We start from the raw sequence: 14,888 nt of genomic DNA on the forward strand, positions 1-14,888 counted from the left end.
TAGACGGATTCAGCGCCCACTATGGGCGCTAGTTTTAAGGATAAAAATCATGATTAGCTATGACCAGATCCGCGCGGAGTATCGCGCTAAATATCGCGCTTATAAACTTGAACTCATCGACGGATTAAGCGCCCAGCGTGACGCGCTAAACTTTACGTTCTCTGATTTGCTTAACAGCAAGCGAGACTGTAAACGGAAAAGAGAATATTTGCGCTTGTCTGAAATGATCGGAAAGTTGCAAAACAGCATTTAGCCACCAGCGCCCACTATGGGCGCTTTTTTTTCGTTTCAGGATCTCCACCATAACGCGCCAACAATGGCGCGTTTTCTTTTATCTCGCGTTCACTCATTCACACCAAAAATAAGCGCCATAAACGCGCCAATTTAACGCGTTTTTACGTGTGGTAGTACATACCCATTACACACAGTAAAAAACACGTTATAGCGCGTTTAAAAGCGTTTTAGCGCGTGGCTTATTTTGTCGTGTCGTGGGCGTGATCGTCTGGTGACGCGATCCGCGCTATCCTTCGGGGCGTGTCGGCAATATTGGCGCGATCCGTGGGCGCTCACGTATCATTAGCACGTTGGCGCAACGTGTACGCGCTAACAATGCAGCGCAGATTACAGCGCTGGACGTATGGCGCAAAAACAGCTTACGTCCACCAGCTGGCGACGATTCTGGCGTCTCCCTCTATACAAATTTTTCCCATGAGGCGACCCCCGCCGTTTCCCGAAAATTTTCTGGCCGTTTCCCGTCGGTTGCCCGGATGGCTTTCTGCCCGTTTCTGAATTTCCCTGCGGGAGCTGGTGGACGGAAAGAAAAGGGCGTTTCCAGCCCCCTCCCCTCTTACTTGCCAGCCAGTATGTGAATCCGATTACTGGCGTATACATTCAGCATAAAGTTAGCGCAAAACAGTTTCCATGAGTCAACGCCAGCGGCATACGTGATGTTTTTGCATTTAATTGCATTGTTGGCGATCCGCATACCCTGCGCTATTGCTTCATCATCGCTAAAATCGAACGACGATTGAGTCTTAATCCAGATAGCGATCTGCGAGGCAAACTCAGTCAGCTTGGACTGGCAGAATCGCCCGGAGCGCACCGGGAAGACAAATGTTCCAAACCCAGAATTTACCACATACGCTTTCTCAAATACCCGCGTGAATCGACGGTTGCAAATGATGTCTTTGGCGATCTGCTGCTTCTCTTTCCCGGACAGCTGGATGGTCTCTTCTTCGCGCCAGGCGCCCAGGATGTTCTTTTCAATGTCGGCGTATGTGACAGAGATGGTGCCATGCGCGGGAGTGTTTACAGTAGCGATATAGTTCATTGTGATAATCCTTTAAACAACTTGTTTTCTCGTTGGTTTAATTATCGCAGTGGGTGTGAGGCGTCCAAGCGTTCTGTTTCGGCAACTGGTGGCCGTCGGGAAGTCGGTGGGTGTTCGGTAGCCTGGCGGTAAGAGGTGGGTGTTTTTAGCCTGCGGGAAAGCAGGTGGTAGTTAAGAGCCACCAGCATCGGTGGCCCTCCTCTCTCAATGAAGTAATCCGATGTCGATGGTGTCGCCTGAATCTGTCACGCGGATCATCAGCATAGCGAAGGCATTCAGTGGATAGCCGGCGTGCCATTCCGGGAAGCGGTCATCGCGCATGAAGTCGGCAATGTCATAAACGCTATCTTGATAATGGAAGAAGCGGGAGCTGGTTTGTTCGTCCGGTTCGACGTGATCCATTTCTTTCTGCTCGGCCGGCGACAGGTCAAGCCAGGATTCCAGCCATACGTTTTCTGCTTCGGGGAGATGGTGAAATCGGTCATGTGCGTTTCCTCACTGCGTTAATAACTTGTTTTCTTGTTGGTGTTATTATCGCAACGCAGGAGAGGCATAAAACAACTTGTTTACGGATTGGGGAAAATGGCGCGGGTTACGCGCCATTGGCTGATTTACTGGACGTTGTAGACGGACTCAGGCAGATACTCTTCCAGAGAGCCGCCAGACACAATGGTGATGCCGTATGAACCAACCCAGGTATTGTTGGCGCCCAGGTTTCCCTCGATCATATCCTGAACCTGTGCCATCAGGCCTTCGAAAATGGTCTTCGGGTCTGTTCGATAATAGGCTTCAATGGCGGCCAGCAGAGTGTCCGAACCATTTTTCACTGATTGCTCGCCGACGGCATAAACCTTCGAGCGATCGCGCTTAAGAGTTGTACGGGCCAGCTGGGTGGTCACATGCGGAACAGCCGATGCATCACGGAACTGAACGGTCAGCTGGGCCAGTTTATTGCCTTCTTCGTCAGTGCTGGATGCGTAGTAAAGGTCAAATACTAAATCTTCTTTGGTCAAACTCATTTTTACCTCCATGTAAATGCGTCGTAATACTATCGCCGTAGGTAAGTACTTACAATACAAAAAAGCCCCGAAGGATCGACGGGGCTGTCGTAAATTCGACTAATCTGTGTTGCACATGACTATGCAATGGCGAGGGTTGTTGCTCGTTGAATTTCCTGCTGGGCGACCTTGTTAACTTCCAGTAAAGCCAACTCCAGTTCTGACTCAGGCCAGATAACTTGTTTAGCTACCCACCCTTTCGCACTATAGCGCCTGACGCTCATTACAATGCGCTTGCGAGAAGTTTCGCCGAAGACGACAACGGTCTCTTTGAAAAGTCGGATGGCTGTGCCGTTGGCCACTATGTCCAGTAAAGTGATCGAACCGAGTACTGCAGGTTTGTCTTTGCGAGGCTGGAGCTTATCCAGTTTCAAAATCATCTCGGTATTCATTACACACTCCGTAAACAATTTGTTTTCTTGTTTGTGTAAATAATACCAGTGTGAAAACGGCCACCAAGCGAAGCGTTCCGGCATTCAGCTGGCCGCAGGCCACAATCACTCAAAAGCCACCTGCTGGTGGCCGTCGCTAATCTTCGTCAGGGAACTCCTCTTTCACTGCGGCCACCAGCTCCCGCTTCTCTTCATCAGTCAGCAGGTGCCAAACATCCTTCCCTTTGGGTGACTCTCCCTTAGCTGGTACAAACGACCATAATTTACGGGTTAGTGCTGGCCCTACGCCATCAAGACATTCGGCCAGCGAGTCCACGCTCCATACTTCCACAATCACAGGCATATTCATTGTCTTCCTCCTTTATCTGGACTCTGACGTTGTGCAGTTCCACGCGACGGACATTGCGTTGTCCTCGATATGAAAATCAAACGTGCCCTCGCGATAACCTTCGACAATCAGCGTACCAATGCGCCCAGCGACATCCGCAGAGCGGATAACGTCATCCAGAGAGATCTGGAGTTCGTCAGTACATGTCTCTTCTCCGCAAAGGGTGATGCTGATGTTCAAATGCTTGTACATGTTTTTCTCCTTTGTCTAAACACGTTGTTTTCTTGTTGGTGTTATTATCGCAATAAGACATAGTCGAAAAAGAATTTTGTATCGGGAAGAACTGGAAAAGCAGTGAGTATCCGGGAGCGTATCGGGAGCGATTTTTACATTATTCTTCTCAATGCGCACCGCAGGACTGGTGGGCAGTATTTTCCTCTTCCCGAAAACCTGCTGAAACAGCTTGTGACCCTCGAACGCTCTGGCAGAATACGTATCAGCAGCTGCGCGCAGCGGGAAGAAAGCCACCTGCGCACCAAAGGGTGTACCGCCAGAGAATCAGCCGTCCCCGCGGCATTTTGTCTCTATACCGGCACACACCCTTTCCATGACGGGAACCCAGCCGTTTCCCGAAAAATCTCCAGCCGTTTCCACTCAGGCAGCCAGCCTTTTCCCTGCGGGGACGCTCCGATAGATTTTCGCGGTGGCCCTTTCACTCATTCGACCGCAGGGATGTTACGGGGGATAAAATCAGGACTTGAATAAATACGGGAAATGGAGCGATCCCCCTCCATCCCCTCTCTCTTATATCTGTGCTCTTTCCTGACTCGAATAACCTCTCTTATGGGGGACTCGTATCTCTCTTATTAGCGCTCTATACGGTGACCATTCGTATGGGAGAAAAGGCAACTTTCTTCTCTCTGCCGGTAAGTGGTTTTGCAGATGTTGTAGAGGTGGTGGTCTTGTGGTTTTACTCTGGTCTGTATTCTTCGTTTTGGGGATAGTTCTTCTCTGTGTATGGAGTGATGGCGTGCGCGCTTTTCCTTTCGTTCATCTTGAGAGGTGGAAGTGTGGGTGATGTGGTTTCTGGTCTGTTGTAGTTCTCCTTATGTGAAGTAATGGCGTTCTCTGCTTATCAGGAATTTGCGTTTTCTTTCGGGGTAAGAGTGGGTAAACGAGATGGCGCCGGGTACTGTTCTGGCCTGGTCTTGTCTGGAGATTCTTCCCGGGTATTCTCTTCGGTGTATTGGGGAATGGCGTTCAGATAAATTGCCTTTCTCTCGTCGCTTTTTGGTGGTGGTCGAGGTTTGCTTCATGGGGTCGGTAGCCTGGGGCAATGAGGTTGGTCTTTTCGGTAGCCTGGCTGGAAGAGGTTGGTATTGCCTGGGTGTGGGGTAATGGCAGTTCCTTTTCTTTGTTATCTTGTTTTGTTGTTTTCTTATTGCCTAAAACAATTTGTTTATATACTCATTAAACGCAACCAGAGCGATTCTGAGCGTGTCTGTTTTGTGGTGGTATCAGGAGTCGTTTTTGGCGTTTTCGTCGCAGGGTGTTGGTCTCTGGTGCGCTGCTTAACGGATATAAGAAGTGACATGGCAAAACGTCAACTTTTGAGACCAAATCAGGGTAAAGCGTTGACTTTTCATTGATGTGTTATTTATTTGTTTTCTTGTGGGTGTTATGTGCGTAAAAGCCTTGCCGCGCCTGGAGTGTATGAGGTTGGAGGGTAGGGAAGAAGGGCGATCAACGAGTTCTTATAGAAATCCTCAATTAGTGACCGCCAATGTCAACGCGTTGATTAGTCTGTCGCCTGGGAGTCTGTACGCGTAGCCACGCTTCATCCCCCCAAAATCACGCGTCACAAAGCTGCCAGCGTAACGTTTGGTAATGACCTGGCAGACATAACAGATAGCGAGAAGATAAAGCATGGACTTCTTGTTAACTTTGGTAAAAACATAGCAAGACAGGTTTCATCACTTTGTGCATCCGCAATGCGAGTCTACCCGAACGAAAAACACAAACCGAGCAGTCAGCTTTTCCACTGCATAAATTATGCTTGTGCAAATACTGTACTCGTTACACCCTTTAGATTAAAATCAGCCAGCTAATATAACACATGAGGTTTATGATGGCTGGCCAGTATGAAAAAGCAATAACGATAAAACAAGCGATAGATTCAATTAATTTACGCCACTACCTTCTGCCTGCAATTCAGCGAAAGTTTGTCTGGAGTTACGGGCAGATATGTCTACTATTTGATTCCATCATGCGAGACTACCCGATAAACTACTTTCATGATGTGGGATATCCGTAGTATCAGTATTAAAAACGATTACAAATTTTATGAGTTCCTGAAAGAATACTGTCAGCGGTTTAATGAAGAAAACCCATATGTACCAACAAATGCGGGATTTCATGATTTTAAGGCGGTGATTGATGGTCAGCAGCGTCTCACATCTTTATATATTGGACTGTGTGGAACGTATGCGTATAAAAAGCCCCGGGAGTGGTGGCCTTCGGCACAGGATGATCGCATCCTGCCGCCCAGAAAGCTTTACGTCGATTTAACAGCGCCACTTGACTCAGACGATGAGCCCATGATGAAGTACAACTTCAGGTTCCTCACCGACAAGGAATACACTGATTCACTTACCGATAACAAACATCACTGGTTCTGCCTTCACGAAATATTCAAATACGAGCAAATTGATTCTCCGGATGATATCTTATTTAAAGTTGTCGTACCAGAACTCGAAAAAAGAGGACTCATTTCCAGTGAATTCTCCAGAAAAACCCTGCTTAAACTTTATACCAAGATAAGAACTGAGAATCTTATCCACTACTTCAATGAGAGCAGCCAGGACATTGATCATGTGTTGGATGTTTTCATCCGCACGAATAACGGGGGGACAAAACTTGAGTTCTCCGACTTACTGATGTCAATAGCTGTAGCACACTGGCAGGGTGATTTCAGAAGAGAACTGGATGAACTAACAAAAAACATTCATCAGAATAATGAAATGGGGTTTTATATTGAAAGAGACTGGTTCTTAAAAACCAGCCTGATGCTTATTGACTCTGACGTCCGGTTCAAAGTAAAAAATTTCACTTCAGAAGAGGTCGGTAAGATACAACAACAATGGTCTGAAATAAAATCCTGTATCAAGGAGACTTTTGTTCTTATCAGGCGATTCGGCATCAATCCACAGTCACTGATATCTAAAAATGCAGTCATTCCTGTGGTCTACTGGCTTTACAAAAAGCAAACCAATGGACACCCATTATATACAACGATTAATCTCCTGAATAAAAACCACAATGAACGCTCAGTAATTAGCCAGTGGTTTTACATGGTACTTCTGAAAGGGATCTTTGGAAGCCAGGCAGATGCGCTACTCACGAGCATCAGAGACGTAATGAAGAATAGTCTTTCAGATGTTCATTTTCCTCTTGAGAAGATTATTGACAGGTACAAAGGCTCGAATAAGGACCTCAGATTTGACAACGAATACATCGAAAGCCTTCTCAATATCAGATATGGCGAAGGTCGCTGCCGCGTACTATTGCATCTTCTGTTCCCTGAAATGAATCCGACCGAGGTGTTTCATATTGATCACCTTCATCCAAGAAATCATTTTTCAAATAAATATCTTGAAAAATTAGATTATATTGCGAATTCACCGGAGAAACTCAGCTTTTACGAAAATCCGGAACACTGGGACACCATACCAAATCTTCATTTACTGAATCACTCTCAGAATACAAGTAAACAGGATACATCCCTGAAACAATGGCTATCTCACTCATCAAACAACTATACTCCATCAATGCTGTTAGTTTCAGATGAAAACATTGAGTTCAGTCGCTTCCAGGAATTCTACAATGAGCGAAGAAACGCCCTAAAGCAAAGACTACTGAATCGGGTATTTCTTACAACAAAAATAGATTCATCACCATCCACAATGGATACGGATGAAGAAATTCTCACCGACTGAACGTTCAGCCCCGATAGTATCGGGGCTTCAGTATTTATCGTCAGCGCAACGTTTCTACTGGCCTGACTGAAAGAACGTTGGCTACACAACCGGGCAAACGAACTCTCAGTGCAACGCATGACATACAAAACCTGTCATCAATATGAAATTGCGATAAAATCGGGCCAATAACAGTACTTAAGAATCATACAACAGGATACAAGATGACAAGCCTTCAGCAACGTGCAGAGTTACACCGTCAAATCTGGGCCATTGCCAATGATGTCAGAGGCTCAGTGGATGGATGGGATTTTAAACAGTATGTACTCGGTGCACTTTTCTATCGCTTCATTAGTGAGAATTTTTCCAGCTACATGGAAGCAGGGGATGAGAGCATAAATTATGCTGCACTTGATGACAGCATCATTACCGATGACATCAAAGACGATGCCATCAGGACTAAAGGCTATTTCATCTACCCGAGCCAGCTGTTCTGCAATGTTGCAGCTAAAGCTAACACCAACGACAGGCTGAATGCTGATTTAAACAGTATCTTCGTTGCTATTGAAAGCTCTGCCTACGGCTATCCGTCCGAGGCCGACATCAAAGGCCTGTTCGCCGATTTCGATACGACCAGCAATCGACTGGGGAACACCGTAAAAGATAAAAACAGCCGTCTTGCCGCCGTTCTGAAAGGCGTGGAGGGGCTGAAGCTGGGGAATTTTAACGAGCACCAGATTGATCTGTTTGGTGATGCCTACGAGTTCCTGATTTCTAACTATGCGGCGAATGCCGGTAAGTCTGGCGGAGAGTTCTTCACGCCACAGCATGTCTCTAAGTTGATTGCTCAGCTTGCGATGCACGGTCAGACTCACGTCAACAAAATCTATGACCCTGCTGCAGGCTCGGGCTCACTGCTGCTGCAGGCGAAAAAACATTTTGATAACCACATCATCGAAGAAGGCTTTTTTGGTCAGGAAATCAACCATACGACGTTCAACCTGGCGCGTATGAACATGTTTCTGCACAATATCAACTACGACAAATTTGATATCAGACTGGGAAATACTCTGACTGAGCCTCACTTTGGCGATGAAAAACCGTTTGACGCGATCGTCTCTAACCCGCCGTACTCGGTTAAGTGGATTGGCAGCGATGACCCGACCCTGATTAACGATGAGCGCTTTGCTCCGGCTGGCGTGCTGGCCCCGAAATCAAAAGCTGACTTTGCGTTTGTACTACATGCGCTGAATTACCTGTCTGCTAAAGGGCGCGCAGCAATAGTTTGCTTCCCCGGTATTTTTTACCGTGGCGGTGCAGAGCAGAAAATCCGACAGTACCTGGTCGACAACAACTATGTTGAAACGGTGATTTCTCTGGCACCTAATCTGTTCTTCGGCACCACTATTGCCGTTAACATTCTGGTGATGTCAAAGCACAAAACAGATACCCGCGTTCAGTTTATTGACGCCAGCGGGTTGTTTAAGAAAGAAACCAATAACAATATCCTGACTGATGGTCATATCGAAAAGATTATGCAGGTCTTTACCAGTAAAGCAGATATTGACCACTTAGCGAAAACAATCCCTTATGAAACAGTAGCCGCAAATGACTATAACCTGTCAGTAAGCAGCTACGTCGAAGCCATGGATACCCGCGAAATTGTCGATATTGCAGAGCTGAATGCCGAGCTAAAAATCACCGTCAGCAAAATCGATCAGTTGCGCAAAGACATTGATTCAATAGTGGCTGAGATTGAAGGTGACGAGGTACAGAAATGAGCGCTCTGAGCTATCTGGAAAAGTTACTTAATGGAGTTGATATTCAATGGAAGACGATTGGAGAAGTTACTCTACGAACGAGTAATATAAAATGGCGTGAGGCTACCCGCTCTTATCGATATGTGGATTTAACCTCTGTTGATATTGAAACAAAAAAAATCATTGAGACAACTGAAGTTACAGCAAACAATGCCCCGAGTAGGGCTCAAAAACTCATTGAGGAAAATGATGTTATTTTCGCAACAACTCGACCAACTCAACAACGGTTTTGCCTAATAGACGGTGAGTACTCAGATGAAGTAGCAAGCACCGGATTCTGTGTCTTAAGAGCGAAACAAGATGAGGTTCTGCCAAAATGGATTTGGCATTGGATTTCAACAAGTTACTTTAAAAAATATGTTGAAGAAAATCAAAGTGGATCAGCATACCCTGCGATATCTGACGCGAAGGTAAAGGAGTGCTATATTCCAGTTCCCTGCCCGGAAAATCCTGGAAAGTCTCTTGCCATCCAGTCTGAAATCGTCCGAATTCTGGATAAATTTACTGCACTTACCGCTGAGCTTACCGCTGAGCTTACCGCACGGAAAAAACAGTACAACTACTATCGTGACCAGTTGCTGAGTTTTGAGGGGGGGAGTGTTGAGTGGAAGAGTCTGGGGGAAGTAGCAATAATTACAATTGGTGCGTTTGTCCGTAAGGACAAGCAGAATCCTGACGCAGATTATCCGGTCTACAACGGAGGGCGGACTCCTACAGGTTACTACGAAGACTTCAACAATGATGGCGATAAGATTATTGTGAGTGCGCGTGGAGCAAATGCAGGATTTGTAAATAAGAGTTCCACTCCTTACTGGGCAGGCAATAGTTGCTATTCCATCTCTGTTAGAAGCACTGAACAGTTGCATTGGATGTATGTCTATTACTATCTGAAACAATCCGAGACCAAATTAACGGGTATTCAGCAGAAAGGAGGTATTCCTGCCGTATCCAAAAAACAAATGGAGGACCTTTTACTACCAATCCCTTCAAAGTCAGAGCAAGTTAGGATTGTCACCATACTCGATAAATTCGACACATTAACAAGCTCTATCACCGAAGGCTTACCCCGCGAAATCGAGCTGCGCCAGAAACAGTACGAATACTATCGTGATTTGCTGTTCAGCTTCCCGAAGCCTGAAATTGCCAGTCACTGATTTGACTTTATACTCGCCGGAAGAGGCCCTGAACCCTCTTCCGGCCTTTGCCTGATGGCAGATTAAGGATACGCCATGACTCACCAGACCCACACCATTGCTGAATCCAATAACTTTATCGTCCTTGATAAATACACCAAAGCCCAGCCGACAGGCGACAGCTATCAAAGCGAGTCTGATCTGGAGCGAGAGCTGATCCAAGACCTGCAAAATCAGGGCTATGAGTTTCTTGCTGTAAAATCACAGACCGCAATGCTGGCTAATATCCGGGCGCAGCTCCAGAGCCTCAATGGTGTGGCGTTTAACGAAAGTGAATGGCGGCGCTTCGCAGAGCAGTATCTGGACAGCCCCCAGTGACAGCAGCCTGGACAAAACCCGCAAAATCCATATCGACTATATCTGTGATTTTACGTTTGATGATGGTCGTCTGGAAAACATCTATCTGATAGATAAAAAGAACCTGCTGCGCAATAAGGTGCAGGTCATTCAGCAGTTTGAGCAGACCGGCTCACACGCTAACCGTTATGACGTCACCATTCTGGTTAACGGCCTGCCGCTGGTGCAAATCGAACTCAAAAAGCGTGGCGTGGCGATTCGTGAAGCCTTTAACCAGATACACCGTTACAGCAAGGAAAGCTTTAACAGCGATAACTCCCTGTTTAAATATCTGCAACTCTTCGTGATTTCCAACGGGACTGATACCCGGTACTTTGCCAGTACCACTAAACGGGATAAAAATAGCTTTGATTTCACCATGAACTGGGCGAAATCGGATAACACTCTTATTAAGGACCTGAAGGACTTTACCGCCACTTTCTTCCAGAAGCATACTCTGCTGAATGTTCTGTTTAATTACAGCGTGTTTGACAGCAGCCAGACGCTGCTCGTCATGCGCCCCTATCAGATTGCCGCCACCGAGCGCATTCTCTGGAAAATTAACAGCTCATTTAAAGCGAAGAACTGGTCAAAACCAGAAAGCGGCGGGTTTATCTGGCATACCACTGGGTCAGGTAAAACCCTGACCAGCTTTAAGGCTGCACGTCTGGCGACTGAACTGGACTTCATTGATAAAGTCTTCTTTGTGGTCGACCGTAAAGACCTCGATTACCAGACCATGAAGGAGTATCAGCGCTTCTCTCCGGACAGTGTCAATGGTTCGGATAATACAGCAGGCCTCAGAAGAAACCTGGATAAGGACGATAACAAAATTATCGTCACAACCATTCAGAAACTCAATAACCTGATGAAAGCCGAAGCTGACCTGCCCGTCTATCAGCAGCAGGTGGTGTTTATCTTTGATGAGTGTCACCGCAGCCAGTTTGGTGAGGCCCAGAAAAACCTCAAAAAGAAATTCAGACGCTTTTATCAGTTTGGTTTTACCGGTACGCCTATTTTCCCGCAAAACGCATTAGGGTCGGAAACGACCGCCAGCGTTTTTGGCCGTGAGTTACATTCTTACGTGATTACCGATGCCATTCGTGATGAAAAGGTGCTGAAGTTTAAGGTGGACTATAACGATGTCCGCCCGCAGTTTAAGGCGCTGGAAACCGAAACCGACGAGAAAAAACTCAGTGCCGCGGAAAATCAGCAGGCTTTTCTTCACCCGCTGCGCATCCAGGAAATCACACAGTACATACTGAACAACTTCCGCCAGAAAACACATCGCACTTTCCCGGGAGCCAAGGGCTTTAACGCCATGTTAGCAGTTAGCAGTGTGGAAGCGGCAAAAGCTTATTACTCGACGTTTAAAGTACTACAGGAAGAAGCAGCAAAAAAATCAGGCAGCTATAAATGCCTTCGGGTTGCAACCATCTTCTCCTTTGCTGCAAATGAAGAGCAAAGCGCCATTGGTGATATTACTGACGAAAGCTTTGATACCAGCGCGATGAACAGCAGCGCAAAGGAATTCCTGGATTCAGCTATTGATGACTATAACAACCACTTTAAAACCAATTTCAGTACCGACAGTAACGGCTTCCAGAACTACTACCGCGATTTAGCTCAACGAGTGAAAAATCAGGATATTGACCTTCTCATCGTGGTGGGAATGTTCTTAACCGGCTTTGATGCCCCGACGCTTAACACTCTGTTCGTTGACAAAAACCTGCGTTATCACGGCCTGATGCAGGCATTTTCCCGCACCAACCGTATCTATGATGCAACCAAAACCTTCGGCAATATCGTGACTTTCAGGGACCTGGAGCGTCCCACCATTGATGCCATTACACTTTTTGGCGACAAAAACACCAAGAATGTGGTACTGGAAAAAAGCTACGAAGAGTACATGCAGGGCTTTAGCGATGCGGCAACCGGCGAAGCTAAACGAGGTTTTATGTCTATTGTTTCGGAGCTGGAGCAGCGCTTCCCTGACCCTGCCAGTATCGAGAGTGAAAAAGAGAAAAAAGCCTTCGTCAAACTGTTTGGTGAATATCTGCGGGCAGAAAACATCCTGCAAAACTACGATGAATTTGCCACGCTGAAAGCCCTGCAGAAGGTTGATATTAGTGACCCGGAAGCGGTAGAAACCTTTAAAGCAGAGCACTACGTGGATGATGAAAAATTTGCTGAATTACAAACCATTCGCCTCCCTGCCGAACGTAAAGTTCAGGACTACCGCTCAGCTTACAATGATATCCGGGACTGGCAGCGACGTGAAAAAGCAGCAAACGACAGGGATACATCAACCACGGACTGGGATGACGTGGTGTTTGAAATTGACCTGCTCAAGTCGCAAGAGATTAACCTGGACTACATTCTGGGCCTGATTTTTGACCACAACCGTCAGAAAAGGGTAAAGAAGCCCTGACTGAAGAGGTCCGACGCTTAATCCGCTCAAGTCTAGGCAACCGTGCCAAAGAAGGTCTGATTGTTGACTTTATTCAGCAAACTAACCTTGATGATATGCCGGATAAAGCCAGTATCATTGATGCATTCTTTACCTATGCTCAGCGTGAACAGCAGCGGGAAGCGGAAGCGTTGATTAAGGAAGAAAACCTCAATGAAGAGGCGGCAAGGCGCTATATCCGTACATCACTCAAACGGGAATATGCTACCGAAAATGGAACGGAGTTAAATGAGACGCTACCAAAACTCAGTCCACTGAATCCTCAGTACAAAACGAAAAAGCAGACCGTATTCCAAAAAATTGGGGCGTTTATCGAAAAATTTAAAGGGGTTGGAGGAAGGATTTAAATTACATTAGGTTATTAAGCAGTTTTTTCTTAAAAGAGCTTAGGGATATGATCTTATATCCCTACCAAATAATTTCCACTTCCAATGTAGGTAGTACAAATCTTAAACACTTATTCCAGTGACGTTCGTCGCCATAAGTGAAGTCGTGAACCTGGTGCATGAACGCGATCCCTTTCTCGCACTCGGCCACGATTGCATGGATGACGTTCATCTCTTTGCTGTGGTCGATACCGGTGTTCGAAGCAAAAGACTCAAGGACAGAAAGCGCAGCACTCATAATGCCACCATATAAACAATTTGTTTTATTATTGGTTTTATTATCTCAGATAAGAAAAGGCGTTAAAGATCTATCCAGAGGGCTACGGAGGAGGGGAAGGGGGCTCTCGCCCCCTTGCTATTTCAGGTTCAGTGGCTGACTTGCTGCATCTTGTGCGGCTGGTCATTTAGATCGTGGCGATGGGCAAGTTCTCGCATCATGTCTTCGATACGGCTCTTCGCTTCATCCATATTATCCGCCATCGCACCAAGCAGCTGGCGAATAGCAGCGGGATGTTCATCGCCGGTTAGCTCTGGCATTTTGAACCCGTTATGGGTTGCCATTAGTTTAAAGGCGGTAATTAACATGCCTAAAGATGACTTAAGGCTGGCGATCTCCCGCTCTTTGCTTTCAATGCCCATATTGTCTCCGGAGAGCTCTGGCGCCGGCGCGCATTTTGGTTCGCTCATCATGTCCAGAGTTGCCTGCAGTTTATTGGCACGTTCATGCTCTTCCACATACGCCCCGCCAAAGTGACGAGCAAGCATCAGGATTTTCATTGGTTCGTCAAATAAGTCCATGACCTGGACGATGGCCATGATGCGTTCCAGCGGATGAGCGTCACCATGACCAGTTATAGAATCAAGCATCCCTACGAGTTTTTTAGCCCCGACTTCATTAATGATCTTCTTTACTTCAGCGTTAGCGGCGGTGCATTTATCACACATGTGTTTTTCCTTAATTGTTAAAATAATTTGTTTTCTTGGTGGCTTTATTCTGACAATTCAGAAGAGGGGGGCAAACGCGTCATAACGGTTAAACCAGAAGAATCGAGGGCCAGGTGGCCCTCGGCGATCACTTCGATTTTTTAAGTAGAGGTTGGGCAAAGTAGATAGCCAATCCAACCAACACGCCATCTGCCGCGATAGACATCAGTTTGCCAGTGAAGTCCACCAGCACGACCAGCACGAGAAGAATGGCGACGACGGCCAGCCTTAATTTCTCTGCCATTAGATGTACGCATCCAGAGATAACTGCAGCGCCTGAGCAATTTTCTTCAGCACAACCTCTTCTTCTTCGCCGATGCCATCCTGATCGGCAATATCCAGGCAGAGACACAACACATCAACGGCTTCTGGAGTGCCGGCGACATCAGCAAGCTCCCGAAGAGCCTGTGCGTTGGCGGAACGAGGAGAAGCTTCATAGCGAGCACGAATATTGCTGCTCATCTGGGCGATCTCACCCGCGAACGGTGAGAAAGCTGGCAATGCGGAGATGGTCTTCTCCAGAATAGCGATTTCTTTTGCATCACAGTTGCCGTCTGCATAAGCGATCATGTATGCGCCCCAGACAGTAGCTTCGACCGCATCGCGGTTCTCCATTT

The 14,888-nt window shown here is 46.7% G+C and carries 20 protein-coding genes and 2 other annotated features; of the genes, 10 read left to right on the forward strand and 10 right to left on the reverse strand.

Going from position 1 to position 14,888, the window contains the following annotated elements; genetic code table 11:
- Positions 1–49 precede the first annotated feature (49 nt).
- On the forward strand, positions 50–253 hold the full coding sequence (locus KPHS_p100970; RefSeq protein YP_005220904.1) for a hypothetical protein: 204 nt from the start codon (positions 50–52) through the stop codon (positions 251–253).
- A gap of 594 nt (positions 254–847) precedes the next feature.
- Here KPHS_p100970 and KPHS_p100980 read toward each other — a convergent pair.
- Entirely contained in the window at positions 848–1,330 is a 483-nt protein-coding gene (locus KPHS_p100980; protein ID YP_005220905.1) for a hypothetical protein, read from the reverse strand.
- Between the two features lie 204 nt (positions 1,331–1,534).
- Positions 1,535–1,732: a hypothetical protein gene (locus tag KPHS_p100990; protein ID YP_005220906.1), complete on the reverse strand. Its 198-nt coding sequence runs from the start codon at positions 1,730–1,732 to the stop codon at positions 1,535–1,537.
- Between KPHS_p100990 and KPHS_p101000 the strand changes: the two genes are divergently transcribed.
- Positions 1,685–1,837 (forward strand): hypothetical protein, encoded by a 153-nt coding sequence (locus KPHS_p101000; RefSeq protein YP_005220907.1) that lies wholly within the window; start codon positions 1,685–1,687, stop codon positions 1,835–1,837. The genes KPHS_p100990 and KPHS_p101000 overlap by 48 nt on opposite strands.
- A gap of 104 nt (positions 1,838–1,941) precedes the next feature.
- On the opposite strand, the gene KPHS_p101010 is transcribed toward KPHS_p101000, so the two are convergent.
- The 4 genes from KPHS_p101010 to KPHS_p101040 form a co-directional block, all read right to left on the reverse strand.
- Positions 1,942–2,361, reverse strand: a complete 420-nt coding sequence (locus KPHS_p101010; protein ID YP_005220908.1) for a hypothetical protein — start codon at positions 2,359–2,361, stop codon at positions 1,942–1,944.
- 107 nt (positions 2,362–2,468) lie between these two features.
- Positions 2,469–2,768 carry a hypothetical protein gene (locus KPHS_p101020; RefSeq protein YP_005220909.1) on the reverse strand — a complete coding sequence of 100 codons (300 nt, stop codon included), beginning with the start codon at positions 2,766–2,768 and terminating at the stop codon, positions 2,469–2,471.
- Between the two features lie 148 nt (positions 2,769–2,916).
- Entirely contained in the window at positions 2,917–3,129 is a 213-nt protein-coding gene (locus KPHS_p101030) for a hypothetical protein (RefSeq protein YP_005220910.1), read from the reverse strand.
- A 12-nt stretch (positions 3,130–3,141) separates the two neighbouring features.
- A complete protein-coding gene (locus KPHS_p101040) occupies positions 3,142–3,360 on the reverse strand; it encodes a hypothetical protein (protein YP_005220911.1) in 219 nt (72 codons plus the stop codon).
- A 629-nt stretch (positions 3,361–3,989) separates the two neighbouring features.
- Here KPHS_p101040 and KPHS_p101050 point away from each other — a divergent pair.
- The 8 genes from KPHS_p101050 (at position 3,990) to KPHS_p101120 (ending at position 13,248) form a co-directional block, all read left to right on the forward strand.
- Positions 3,990–4,112: a hypothetical protein gene (locus tag KPHS_p101050; protein ID YP_005220912.1), complete on the forward strand. Its 123-nt coding sequence runs from the start codon at positions 3,990–3,992 to the stop codon at positions 4,110–4,112.
- A gap of 1,124 nt (positions 4,113–5,236) precedes the next feature.
- Entirely contained in the window at positions 5,237–5,422 is a 186-nt protein-coding gene (locus KPHS_p101060) for a hypothetical protein (RefSeq protein ID YP_005220913.1), read from the forward strand.
- Positions 5,406–7,103, forward strand: coding sequence for a hypothetical protein (locus KPHS_p101070; RefSeq protein ID YP_005220914.1), 1,698 nt, complete (start codon positions 5,406–5,408; stop codon positions 7,101–7,103). Before KPHS_p101060 ends, KPHS_p101070 begins: the two co-directional genes overlap by 17 nt.
- A 203-nt stretch (positions 7,104–7,306) precedes the next feature.
- The gene (locus KPHS_p101080) at positions 7,307–8,863 is read left to right on the forward strand and encodes a type I restriction enzyme (RefSeq protein YP_005220915.1); all 1,557 of its coding nucleotides are present in this window, start codon (positions 7,307–7,309) and stop codon (positions 8,861–8,863) included.
- On the forward strand, positions 8,860–10,056 hold the full coding sequence (locus KPHS_p101090) for a Restriction modification system DNA specificity domain protein (protein YP_005220916.1): 1,197 nt from the start codon (positions 8,860–8,862) through the stop codon (positions 10,054–10,056). Before KPHS_p101080 ends, KPHS_p101090 begins: the two co-directional genes overlap by 4 nt.
- A gap of 75 nt (positions 10,057–10,131) precedes the next feature.
- Positions 10,132–10,413, forward strand: a complete 282-nt coding sequence (locus KPHS_p101100) for an HsdR protein (protein ID YP_005220917.1) — start codon at positions 10,132–10,134, stop codon at positions 10,411–10,413.
- Positions 10,132–12,862, forward strand: a sequence feature (potential frameshift: common BLAST hit: gi|291289374|ref|YP_003517706.1| type I restriction-modification system restriction subunit R). It overlaps the preceding gene by 282 nt.
- A complete protein-coding gene (locus KPHS_p101110) occupies positions 10,367–12,862 on the forward strand; it encodes a putative type I restriction-modification enzyme R subunit (RefSeq protein YP_005220918.1) in 2,496 nt (831 codons plus the stop codon). It overlaps the preceding feature by 2,496 nt. Before KPHS_p101100 ends, KPHS_p101110 begins: the two co-directional genes overlap by 47 nt.
- Positions 10,367–13,248, forward strand: a sequence feature (potential frameshift: common BLAST hit: gi|215489626|ref|YP_002332057.1| type I restriction-modification enzyme R subunit). It overlaps the preceding gene by 2,496 nt.
- A complete protein-coding gene (locus KPHS_p101120) occupies positions 12,958–13,248 on the forward strand; it encodes a putative type I restriction-modification enzyme R subunit (RefSeq protein YP_005220919.1) in 291 nt (96 codons plus the stop codon). (Overlaps the previous feature by 291 nt.)
- A gap of 61 nt (positions 13,249–13,309) precedes the next feature.
- On the opposite strand, the gene KPHS_p101130 is transcribed toward KPHS_p101120, so the two are convergent.
- The 4 genes from KPHS_p101130 to KPHS_p101160 all read right to left on the reverse strand — a co-directional run bounded on the left by KPHS_p101130 (position 13,310) and on the right by KPHS_p101160 (position 14,886).
- Positions 13,310–13,525 (reverse strand): putative DNA modification methylase, encoded by a 216-nt coding sequence (locus tag KPHS_p101130; protein YP_005220920.1) that lies wholly within the window; start codon positions 13,523–13,525, stop codon positions 13,310–13,312.
- A 128-nt stretch (positions 13,526–13,653) separates the two neighbouring features.
- Complete coding sequence (locus KPHS_p101140; RefSeq protein YP_005220921.1) at positions 13,654–14,232, reverse strand: hypothetical protein; 579 nt, start codon at positions 14,230–14,232, stop codon at positions 13,654–13,656.
- A gap of 127 nt (positions 14,233–14,359) precedes the next feature.
- Positions 14,360–14,515: a hypothetical protein gene (locus tag KPHS_p101150; protein ID YP_005220922.1), complete on the reverse strand. Its 156-nt coding sequence runs from the start codon at positions 14,513–14,515 to the stop codon at positions 14,360–14,362.
- Positions 14,515–14,886 carry a TciA gene (locus KPHS_p101160; RefSeq protein ID YP_005220923.1) on the reverse strand — a complete coding sequence of 124 codons (372 nt, stop codon included), beginning with the start codon at positions 14,884–14,886 and terminating at the stop codon, positions 14,515–14,517. Before KPHS_p101160 ends, KPHS_p101150 begins: the two co-directional genes overlap by 1 nt.
- Between the last annotated feature and the right edge of the window lie 2 nt (positions 14,887–14,888).

Source organism: Klebsiella pneumoniae subsp. pneumoniae HS11286, from assembly GCF_000240185.1.
GTDB lineage: Bacteria > Pseudomonadota > Gammaproteobacteria > Enterobacterales > Enterobacteriaceae > Klebsiella > Klebsiella pneumoniae.

Coding starts and splice junctions, on each gene's coding strand:
- KPHS_p101100 (YP_005220917.1), top strand. CDS start 10,132: ATGACTCACCAGACCCACACCATTGCTGAATCCAATAACTTTATCGTC.
- KPHS_p101130 (YP_005220920.1), bottom strand. CDS start 13,525: ATGAGTGCTGCGCTTTCTGTCCTTGAGTCTTTTGCTTCGAACACCGGT.
- KPHS_p101030 (YP_005220910.1), bottom strand. CDS start 3,129: ATGAATATGCCTGTGATTGTGGAAGTATGGAGCGTGGACTCGCTGGCC.
- KPHS_p101080 (YP_005220915.1), top strand. CDS start 7,307: ATGACAAGCCTTCAGCAACGTGCAGAGTTACACCGTCAAATCTGGGCC.
- KPHS_p101060 (YP_005220913.1), top strand. CDS start 5,237: ATGGCTGGCCAGTATGAAAAAGCAATAACGATAAAACAAGCGATAGAT.
- KPHS_p101150 (YP_005220922.1), bottom strand. CDS start 14,515: ATGGCAGAGAAATTAAGGCTGGCCGTCGTCGCCATTCTTCTCGTGCTG.
- KPHS_p101140 (YP_005220921.1), bottom strand. CDS start 14,232: ATGTGTGATAAATGCACCGCCGCTAACGCTGAAGTAAAGAAGATCATT.
- KPHS_p100970 (YP_005220904.1), top strand. CDS start 50: ATGATTAGCTATGACCAGATCCGCGCGGAGTATCGCGCTAAATATCGC.
- KPHS_p101090 (YP_005220916.1), top strand. CDS start 8,860: ATGAGCGCTCTGAGCTATCTGGAAAAGTTACTTAATGGAGTTGATATT.
- KPHS_p101040 (YP_005220911.1), bottom strand. CDS start 3,360: ATGTACAAGCATTTGAACATCAGCATCACCCTTTGCGGAGAAGAGACA.
- KPHS_p101160 (YP_005220923.1), bottom strand. CDS start 14,886: ATGGAGAACCGCGATGCGGTCGAAGCTACTGTCTGGGGCGCATACATG.
- KPHS_p101010 (YP_005220908.1), bottom strand. CDS start 2,361: ATGGAGGTAAAAATGAGTTTGACCAAAGAAGATTTAGTATTTGACCTT.
- KPHS_p101000 (YP_005220907.1), top strand. CDS start 1,685: ATGGAAGAAGCGGGAGCTGGTTTGTTCGTCCGGTTCGACGTGATCCAT.
- KPHS_p100980 (YP_005220905.1), bottom strand. CDS start 1,330: ATGAACTATATCGCTACTGTAAACACTCCCGCGCATGGCACCATCTCT.
- KPHS_p101070 (YP_005220914.1), top strand. CDS start 5,406: ATGTGGGATATCCGTAGTATCAGTATTAAAAACGATTACAAATTTTAT.
- KPHS_p101020 (YP_005220909.1), bottom strand. CDS start 2,768: ATGATTTTGAAACTGGATAAGCTCCAGCCTCGCAAAGACAAACCTGCA.
- KPHS_p101120 (YP_005220919.1), top strand. CDS start 12,958: ATGCCGGATAAAGCCAGTATCATTGATGCATTCTTTACCTATGCTCAG.
- KPHS_p100990 (YP_005220906.1), bottom strand. CDS start 1,732: ATGGATCACGTCGAACCGGACGAACAAACCAGCTCCCGCTTCTTCCAT.